This window comes from Paenibacillus sp. P4_A7 (assembly GCF_056402455.1).
The window spans coordinates 1-2,310 of record NZ_JBFUHJ010000645.1; the positions used below are offsets into that span (position 1 = coordinate 1).

The 2,310-nt window shown below is 45.6% G+C and carries 2 protein-coding genes; both read left to right on the forward strand.

What is annotated here, in order from left to right; translation table 11 throughout:
• The first annotated feature begins 110 nt into the window (after positions 1-110).
• On the forward strand, positions 111-1,253 hold the full coding sequence (locus AC1DWN_RS32365; RefSeq protein WP_477562944.1) for an aminotransferase class V-fold PLP-dependent enzyme: 1,143 nt from the start codon (positions 111-113) through the stop codon (positions 1,251-1,253).
• Between the two features lie 15 nt (positions 1,254-1,268).
• The gene (locus AC1DWN_RS32370; protein ID WP_477562945.1) at positions 1,269-2,288 is read left to right on the forward strand and encodes a zinc-binding dehydrogenase; all 1,020 of its coding nucleotides are present in this window, start codon (positions 1,269-1,271) and stop codon (positions 2,286-2,288) included.
• Positions 2,289-2,310: the final 22 nt, after the last annotated feature.

A 2,310-nucleotide genomic window follows, 5' to 3' on the forward strand; every position in this document is an offset into this window, starting at 1 on the left:
CATTTACACCGACTAACAGTGCTCTATGCTGCTAGTCGGTACGCCTTTGTGACTGGTGCATCAGATGGACCTTGAATGATTTCATTATTAAAAAAGACTAGGAGAAGCCTATGAATGCATTGATTAATAAGCAGTCTTTTGTCGGATTACAAGATCAAACTTGGTTATACAATGGAGCTGAGGTTCCTCCGCACCAGGGTTGTCTGGATGCCGTAGCTGATTATTTCAACTATAGAAGCAAAGGACCGCATGGACGTGATCATAAYGCCGAAATCGAACAAGCATGCAAAGTTAATTTAGCGAGGCTCTTAAACGGCAAGCCATCTGATATTGCTTTGTTGTCCAATTCATCGGAAGTGATCTCTATGATTGCACAATCGCTAGATTTCAATGATGGCGATAATATTGTGATCAATGATTTGGAATTTCCTTCAGGTGTTCTGCCGTGGGTCTTGTTGAAGCAGAAGGGGCTGGAAGTTCGCGTTGTAAACCATAGGCAATGGAGTATAACCGTTGAAGACATCATGGCGCAAGTGGATGAGCGTACGCGATTGGTCATGACAAGTCATGTGAGCTACTTGAGTGGGGCTAGATTAGATTACCGTTCATTATATGCGCAACTCAAGAAGACCAAAGCACTGCTTTTACTCGATGTTACACAGTCGCTTGGTGCAGTTTCGGTAGATATGAGTGAATCAGATTTTGTGGTATGCAGCTCCTATAAATGGCTACTATCTATTCATGGAATGGGTATTCTCGCAGTAAACCCCACAAGAACAGCAGCGTTTCAGCCTCGTTCAGTAGGATGGAGAAGTGTTCACGATATGTTTGGTTCGGACCGTTTCGAATCCTTAAAGTTTCATGAAGATGCTCGCCGCTTCGAGCTAGGTTATCCGAGCTACGCTACGGTCTATGCAACCCGGTTCTCGACAGGACTCCTACTGGAGCATGGAATTGATCAGATTGAGCAGCATATTTTGACGCTTGGCAGCAAAGTCATTGATCGGCTTCTGGAATGTGGTTATGAGGTGATGACGCCGGAAGACCCTGACAAAAGGGCAGGGAACATCAGCGTAGTTGCCAAAGAAGGAGAATCCATTGCTCGTTATTTAAGCGAGCATAATATTTACGTATGGGGTGGAGACGGACGGTTTCGGATATCCATTCACTTGTTCAACGATGAAGAGGATATAAATAAGCTGTTCAATGGATTGGAATCATTCAAAAATGATCGTGAAACGGCCATGAAATAGAATGGAGGTACTTAGATGAAAGCGTTAGTGTGGAATGCCGCGGAAAGAATGGACTGGGAAGATCGGGAACGCCCTATCCCCCTGTTTAATGAAGTGCTAGTACGTATCGAGGTTGTCGGGATTTGCGGCTCGGAAATAGAAGGGTATATGGGGCATAACAGCCTTCGCACCCCCCCTTTGATTATGGGACATGAGTTTTGCGGAATTGTAGAGCAGGTCGGTGATGAAGTTAATAAAGCGTTAATAAGTAAGAAAATTGTCGTTAATCCTCTTCTCTCCTGCGGAGAATGTGCTGGCTGCCGAAAAGGGTTGCCCCAATTGTGCAAGAGCAGAAGAATAATTGGTATTCATCATCCAGGGGCATTTGCGGAGTGGGTGATTGTTCCGGTCGATACTACAGTGGTAGTTCCTGAATCAGTGAGCTCATATCGTGCTGCTCTTGCTGAGCCCCTTGCTTGCTCGCTTCGGGCAACTCGAAGAGCAATGGAACGACATACATTTGCCAATGTTGTCATCTTCGGTGCGGGGGGTATCGGTTTGCTCTGTGCCAAGACAGCAGTGCTTCTTGGCGCATCGAAGGTCATGATTGTCGATACGAATGAGGAAAGATTGAAGATGAGCCGAAGTGTCGGGATCGCAGAAACTGCTAATGCGCTCGAGGGCAATCTGGAAGAGCGGATGAAGCAAGTGTTTGGATCCAAAGGGATCGATGTCGTAATCGATGCTGCCGGCTTCCAACCGACCAGAGAAACAGCGATGAAGTTGCTTAATTCAGGCGGAACTTTCATGAACATTGGTCTTGGAATAGATGAAACGGTACTGCCTATTAATCATTTGATACGTAGTGAAATCGAAATACTAGGATCGTTCTGCTATACGCGTGAGGATTTTCATGATGCTGTAGATCTGCTAACCACAGGAAAAATAACAGAAGAGGGCTGGACAGAGATTCGACCGCTTGCTGAGGGGGATAAGGCGTTTGCTGATTTGGTTGCTGGCAAGGTGACAAGCGGAAAAATATTACTAAAGCCTTAACTGTGATTTCTCAGGTCAATAT